Here is a 6,829-nt window from a genome sequence, read left to right on the forward strand (position 1 = left end):
CGGGATACGAGTCTCGAACTCGCCACCTACTGCTTGGGAAGCAGTCACTCTACCGGATGAGCTAATCCCGCATCGGTAAGTCTGATTATAGCAAACCGATGCGGTTTTGTCAAGCTATGCCCAGCAGGAATCAGGTGCGGTCCTTGTACAGTTCGGCCAGATTGACCAGCACTTCGGTGGCCTGGTCCATCTTCTCCACCGTGATGCACTCGAAGGGGCCATGGAAGTTGAACCCGCCGGTGCCCAGGTTCGGACAGGGCAGGCCCTTGTAGGACAGGGTCGCACCGTCTGTACCGCCGCGCACCGGAGCCTCCACCGGTTCCAGACCGGCGGCACGGATGGCCTTGCGGGCATTTTCGATCAGGTGGAAGTGGGGCTTGATCTGTTCCACCATATTGCGGTAGCTGTCCTTCAGGTCCAGTTCCACCGTGCCGGCACCGTACTTTTCGTTCAGGCAGTCGGCGATATGCTGCATCTGGGACTTGCGGGCTTCAAAGCGGGCGGCGTCATGGTCACGCACGATGTACCCCAGCTTGGCCTCGGTCACATCGCCCACCATGCTGCACAGGTGGAAGAAGCCTTCATACCCTTCGGTATGTTCCGGGCGGGAGAAGGCCGGCAGGGCGCTGTGATACTCAATCGCAATGTTCTGGGCGTTGCGCATGGTGTTCTTGGCACTGCCGGGGTGAACCGAGAAGCCGTGCACCGTCACCACCGCACCGGCGGCGTTGAAGTTTTCGTAATTGATTTCCCCCACGTCGTCGCCGTCCACAGTATATGCCCAGGCAGCGCCGAAGCCCTGCACATCGAACAGGTCGGCGCCCTGGCCCACCTCCTCATCGGGCGTGAACGCAATGCAGATCTTACCGTGGGGACGTTTTTCGCTCTGCAGGCGTTCCACCATGGTCATGATCTCGGCAACGCCTGCCTTGTCGTCGGCTCCCAGCAGGGTGGTGCCGTCGGCCGTGATGAGGGTCTGGCCCTTCATGGAAGCCAGGAAGGGGAACTCGCTGACCTGCATCACGGCTCCGGTGGCGGGCAGAACCACATCTCCCCCATCGTAGTTTTCATGCAGCTGGGGGTGGACGTTCTCACCAGAAGCGTCCGGGGCAGTATCCATATGAGCGATGAAGCCCAGCCCGGGCGCCTGTTCATAGCCGGCCGTGGCGGGCAGCGTGGCATACACATAGCCATGTTCATCCACACGGGCATCGGCAAGACCCAGGTCCAGCAGTTCCTGCTTCAGAATGTTGGCCAGGTCCAGCTGACGGGCAGTGGTGGGATGGCTGGTGCTGTCCGGATCGGAGGTGGTATACACCTGCGCATAGCGCAGGAAGCGTTCATAAGCACGCATAAACGATATCTCCTTTATTCTTGTACTTTCTAAGCCGCTGCCATTGTAGCACAAAAAGAATCATTTTCCAAGACGGGGGCCTTTTCAAGCTGATACTTTTATGTTAGAATTATGAAGATTATAAAGGCGATTTATGCCGTATGGCAATGATAAATCCAACAATATTACAGGAGGCCTATCATGGCAGACACGATTTTTAAGGGCAAGACTCTGTTGATCACCGGTGGTACGGGCAGCTTCGGACACACCGTCCTCAAGCATTTTCTGACCACCGACATCGGTGAGATCCGCATCTTCTCCCGCGACGAGAAGAAGCAGGATGACATGCGCCATGAACTGCAGGCCCATTATCCCGAACATTATGAAAAGGTCAAGTTCTATATCGGCGATGTGCGCAACATCCAGAGCCTGCGGGACGTGATGCCGGGTGTCAACTATATCTTCCACGCCGCCGCCCTCAAGCAGGTGCCTTCCTGCGAGTTCTTCCCCATGGAAGCGGTGCGCACCAACATCGAAGGCACCGACAATATGCTGCATGCCGCCATTGAGTCCAACGTGGAGCGGGTCGTCTGTCTGTCCACCGATAAGGCCGCATATCCCATCAACGCCATGGGCATCTCCAAGGCTATGATGGAACACGTCATCACCGCCAATGCCCGGGTATCCGCCCAGCGGGGCGGCCCGGTCATCTGCTGCACCCGGTACGGCAACGTCATGGCCAGCCGCGGTTCGGTCATTCCCCTCTTTGTGGAACAGATCCGTTCCGGCAATCCCATCACCATCACCGACCCCAACATGACCCGTTTCCTGATGAATCTGGACGAGGCGGTGGACCTGGTCATGTTTGCCTTTGAGCACGCCCGCCCCGGCGATCTGTTCATCCAGAAGTCCGACGCCTCCACCATCGGCGACCTGGCCAAGGCAGTTCAGACCCTGTTCGGCGATACCGGCACCCGCATCATCGGCACCCGCCACGGCGAAAAGCTGTACGAGACCCTGATGACCAAGGAGGAACGTACCCGCAGCGAGGATATGGGCGGCTACTTCCGTGTTTCGGCCGACAACCGTGACCTGAACTACGACAAGTATTTCATCAAGGGCGAAGTGCACACCCAGGCGGATGAGGATTACACCAGCCACAACACCCGTCGCCTGAACGTGGAAGAGACCATCGCCAAGATCAAGACCACCGATTATATCAAAGAGGAGCTGGCCAAAGATGGCAAGTGCTGAGTTCGACAAGCAGTCCCCCATTCTGATCACCGGGTCCGGCGGCTTTGTGGGCCGCAACCTGGTGGCCACCCTGAAGACCCGTGGCTACACCGACCTGATGCTGTTCGAGAAGGACGACACCCCCGAGACACTGGCAGATTATTGCCGTCGGGCCGCCTTTGTGGTGCACCTGGCCGGCATCAACCGTCCCAAGGATCCCAGCGAGTTTTATTCCGGCAACGCAGGCCTCACCGACATCATGCTGTCTTTGCTGGAAGAAGCCGGCAGCCGTGCCCCGGTGCTGGTGACTTCCAGCATCCAGGCCTCCCTGGACAACGACTACGGCAAGAGCAAGCTGCAGGCTGAACAGGCCATCTTTGCTCATGGTCAGCGCACCGGTGCGCCGGTGTTTGTCTTCCGGATGGAAGGGGTGTTCGGCAAGTGGTGCCGCCCCAACTACAACAGCGTGGTGGCAACCTTCTGCCACAATGTGGCCCACGGCCTGCCTATCCAGGTGCGGGACCCCGCCTATTCCCTGCCGCTGGTCTACATTGACGATGTGGTGGCCTGCATTCTGGACGCCATGGAAAAGGGCGAAGCGGTCCGGGATGAAACGGGCATCTGCCGGATTCATCCGGTGCATACCGTCACCCTGGGCCAGCTGGCCGAGACCATCCAGGGGTTTGCCAAGGCCCGGGGCGGCAAGGCTGCCCTGGCTCTGGGGACCGATGGTCTGCCTACCCTGGAAGTTCCCGACCTGACCGCAGACAGCTTTACCAAGAAGCTGTACTCCACCTACCTGTCCTATCTGCCTGCCGACGACTTTGCCTACGATCTGAACATGCACTGCGATAACCGCGGCAGCTTTACCGAGTTTCTGCGCACGCCGGAGCGCGGTCAGGTCAGCGTAAACATCTCCAAACCAGGCATCGTCAAGGGCAACCACTGGCACCACACCAAGAATGAAAAGTTTCTGGTGGTAAAGGGCGAAGGCGTGATCCGGTTCCGGCAGATTTTCTCCGACGAGGTCATCGAGTACCATGTCAGCGGCGAAAAACTGCAGGTGGTGGACATTCCCTGCGGTTATACCCACAACATTGAAAATGTGGGCGAAGGCGAGATGGTCACCGTGATGTGGGCCAATGAAGCCTTCGATCCGGCACATCCGGACACCTTTGCCATGCAGGTGTGAGCGGCTTACTTTACGATAGAAGGATGTTTTATATGAACAAACTGAAGCTGATGACCATCATCGGCACCCGGCCGGAGATCATCCGGCTGAGTGCCGTCATCAAGAAGTGTGATAAATACTTTGACCAGATCCTGGTGCACACGGGGCAGAACTACGACTACACCCTGAACCAGATCTTCTTTGAGGACCTGGGCCTCCGGGCGCCGGATTTCTATCTGGACGCCGTGGGCAAGGACCTGGGCGAGACCATCGGCAACATCATTGCCAAGAGCTACGCCCTGATGGTGGAGCAAAAGCCGGACGCCCTGCTGATTCTGGGCGACACCAACAGCTGTCTGTCCGCCATCGGTGCCAAGCGGCTGCATATCCCCATCTTCCACATGGAAGCCGGCAACCGCTGCTTTGACGAGTGCCTGCCCGAGGAGACCAACCGCCGCATTGTGGACCACATTGCGGATGTGAACATGTGCTATTCCGAGCATGCCCGCCGGTATCTGAACGCCGAGGGCACCGCCAAGGAACGGACCTTCGTCACCGGCAGCCCCATGGCCGAAGTGCTGCACGCTAACCTGGAACGCATCGAAGCTTCCGATGTGCTGGAGCGCCTGGGCCTGGAGCCCCAGCATTACATCCTTCTTTCGGCCCACCGGGAGGAAAACATCGACACCGATCAGAACTTCATCGACCTGTTCACCTCCATCAACCATCTGGCCGAAACCTACGATATGCCCATCCTGTATTCCTGCCATCCCCGCAGCCGCAAGCGTCTGGATGCTATGGGATTTTCTCTGGATCCCCGGGTCAAACTGCATGAACCCCTGGGCTTCCACGACTACAACCATCTGCAGATGAATGCTTTTTGCGTGGTGAGCGATTCCGGCACTCTGCCGGAGGAATCCAGCTTCTTCCTGAGCGTGGGGCACCCCTTCCCTGCCGTCTGCATCCGCACCTCCACCGAGCGTCCCGAAGCTCTGGACAAGGGATGCTTTGTGCTGGCCGGTATCCGGGAAGGCGGCGTGGAACAGGCGGTTGCCACCGCTGTGGCCATGAATGCCAACGGTGACAATGGCATTCCTGTTCCCTATTACACCGAGGATGTTTCCAACAAGGTCGTCAAGATCATTCAGAGCTACACCGGCGTTGTGAACAAGATGGTGTGGCGCAAACAGTAAGGAAAGGGCGTGGGCATCCCCGATGCCGAAAAAGCGAATTCTGGTTGTGACCCAGCACTTCTGGCCGGAGAATTTCCGCATCAATGATATTGTGGAAGGATTTCTGGATGACGGGCTGGAGGTGGATGTGCTGTGTGGCCTGCCCAACTACCCCAAGGGGGAATGGTTCGACGGCTATGGTCCCAACGGTCCTTTTGAGGAATATTTTCGCACCGCCCAGGTTTTCCGGGCCAGAGAGATTCCCCGCCGGGGCAACACCAGCGTGAACATCTTCCTCAATTATGTGAGCTGGCCGCTGTATGCAGCGGGCAACCTGCACCGGCTGCCCGGCGGGTATGATGCGGTGTTCTGCTTCAACACCAGCCCGGTGCTCATGTGCTGGCCGGCCATCCGGTATGCTAAACGCCATCATATTCCGCTGACCAACTATGTGCTGGACATCTGGCCGGAGAACCTGTACAGTGTTCTTCCGGTCCGAAACAAATTGCTGCGTGGCATTGCCCAAGGCGTCAGCGACTGGCTGTACAAGCGCTGTGACCGGCTGATTGCCATGAGCGATCTTTTGCAGCAGCGGCTGATTCAGCGTACCGGCAAAAATCCCGAACAAGTCGCGGTGATCCCTCAGTACTGCGAAGATTTTTATGCGCACCCTCTGTACGACGAGGACCTACATGAACAATTCGACGGACAGTTCAATCTGGTATTCACCGGCACCTTTACCCCAGCCCAGAGCCTGGAAACGGTGATTGAAGCCGTGGGACTTGCCCGCCAAAACGGTGCGGACAAACTGCATCTGCTGCTGGTGGGCGACGGCATGAGCCGGACGGCCCTGGAACGCTTTGTGCATGACCATGATGCCCAGGACTACGTTACATTTTATGGCAGCGTGCCGGCAGCAGATATTCCCCGCTTTACCGAACTGGCGGATGGTCTGATTGTTTCTTTGTCTGACTCTCCCGACCTGGGTCTGACCGTCCCCGCCAAGGTAGCCAGTTACATGGCCGCAGGCAAGCCGGTGCTGGCCAGCATGGACGGTGCCGGGTTCGCCGCTGTGCAGGCGGCGGGCGGGCTTTCCAGTCCGGCCTGCAACGCGCCGGCCCTGGCTGCCAACCTGAACCGGTTGTACGCCCTGAGCGCCGAAGAACGAGGCGCCATGGGCGCGAAGGCTAAAGAGTATTACCTGGCCCATTATCGTCGGGCCCAGCTGCTGCGCCGGCTGGAAGATTTTATCCTGACCCAGACGGTGTAAATCGTGATTCCGGACCCTGCCTGCGGCAGCGTGCCCGATAACTATGAGGTGTTGTTTTGCAAACCAAGGCCAAGATTCTGGTGTTGATCCCCTGCTACAATGAGGAGGCCAACATCGTCAAGACTGTGGAACGCCTGCGGGAGCTCTGCCCCGATGTGGACTATCTGGTCATCAACGACTGCTCCACTGACCGCAGCGCCGCCCTGCTGAAAGAGCACGGATATGAATACCTGGACCTGCCGGTGAACCTGGGCATCGGCGGCGGTATTCAGTGCGGGTATGTGTATGCCAATGCCAACAACTACGATGTGACCGTGCAGATGGACGGAGACGGTCAGCACGACCCCGCTTATCTGATGCATATTGTGGAGCCGGTATTGAACGGCGAACTGGACATGTGCATCGGCAGTCGGTTCATCCGTCATGAAGGCTTCCAGACCAGCTTCATGCGCCGGGTGGGTATCCGGTTTCTCAGCGGCATGATTTTTCTGCTGTGCGGCCAGCGCCTTCTGGACGTGACCAGCGGGTTCCGCGCCACCGGACGGGCCATGACCGAATATTTTGCCCGGAATTATGCAGCGGATTACCCGGAACCGGAATCCAACCTGGCTGCCTGTCTGGCCGGTTTCCGGGTGGGTGAAGTGCCTGTG

General features: G+C 58.4%; 6 protein-coding genes. 5 read left to right on the top strand and 1 reads right to left on the bottom strand.

The features are described from left to right. Positions 1–130: 130 nt before the first annotated feature. The gene (pepT, locus tag Q0K17_RS09735; RefSeq protein WP_294542639.1) at positions 131–1,354 is read right to left on the bottom strand and encodes a peptidase T; all 1,224 of its coding nucleotides are present in this window, start codon (positions 1,352–1,354) and stop codon (positions 131–133) included. 180 nt (positions 1,355–1,534) lie between these two features. Between pepT and Q0K17_RS09740 the strand changes: the two genes are divergently transcribed. The 5 genes from Q0K17_RS09740 to Q0K17_RS09760 all read left to right on the top strand — a co-directional run. Next, positions 1,535–2,587 carry a polysaccharide biosynthesis protein gene (locus Q0K17_RS09740; RefSeq protein WP_294542640.1) on the top strand — a complete coding sequence of 351 codons (1,053 nt, stop codon included), beginning with the start codon at positions 1,535–1,537 and terminating at the stop codon, positions 2,585–2,587. Beyond that, the gene (locus tag Q0K17_RS09745; RefSeq protein WP_294542641.1) at positions 2,574–3,758 is read left to right on the top strand and encodes an NAD-dependent epimerase/dehydratase family protein; all 1,185 of its coding nucleotides are present in this window, start codon (positions 2,574–2,576) and stop codon (positions 3,756–3,758) included. The genes Q0K17_RS09740 and Q0K17_RS09745 overlap by 14 nt, the downstream gene beginning before the upstream one ends. 32 nt (positions 3,759–3,790) lie before the next feature. Continuing rightward, positions 3,791–4,930 (top strand): UDP-N-acetylglucosamine 2-epimerase (non-hydrolyzing), encoded by a 1,140-nt coding sequence (wecB, locus tag Q0K17_RS09750; protein WP_294542642.1) that lies wholly within the window; start codon positions 3,791–3,793, stop codon positions 4,928–4,930. A 22-nt stretch (positions 4,931–4,952) separates the two neighbouring features. Next, complete coding sequence (locus tag Q0K17_RS09755; RefSeq protein ID WP_294542643.1) at positions 4,953–6,179, top strand: glycosyltransferase family 4 protein; 1,227 nt, start codon at positions 4,953–4,955, stop codon at positions 6,177–6,179. A gap of 56 nt (positions 6,180–6,235) precedes the next feature. Continuing rightward, on the top strand, positions 6,236–6,829 hold a 594-nt coding region (locus Q0K17_RS09760), incomplete at its 3' end, for a glycosyltransferase family 2 protein (RefSeq protein WP_294542644.1).

The sequence above is a fragment of the uncultured Gemmiger sp. genome, from assembly GCA_944388105.1.
Classification (GTDB): Bacteria; Bacillota; Clostridia; order Oscillospirales; family Ruminococcaceae; genus Gemmiger.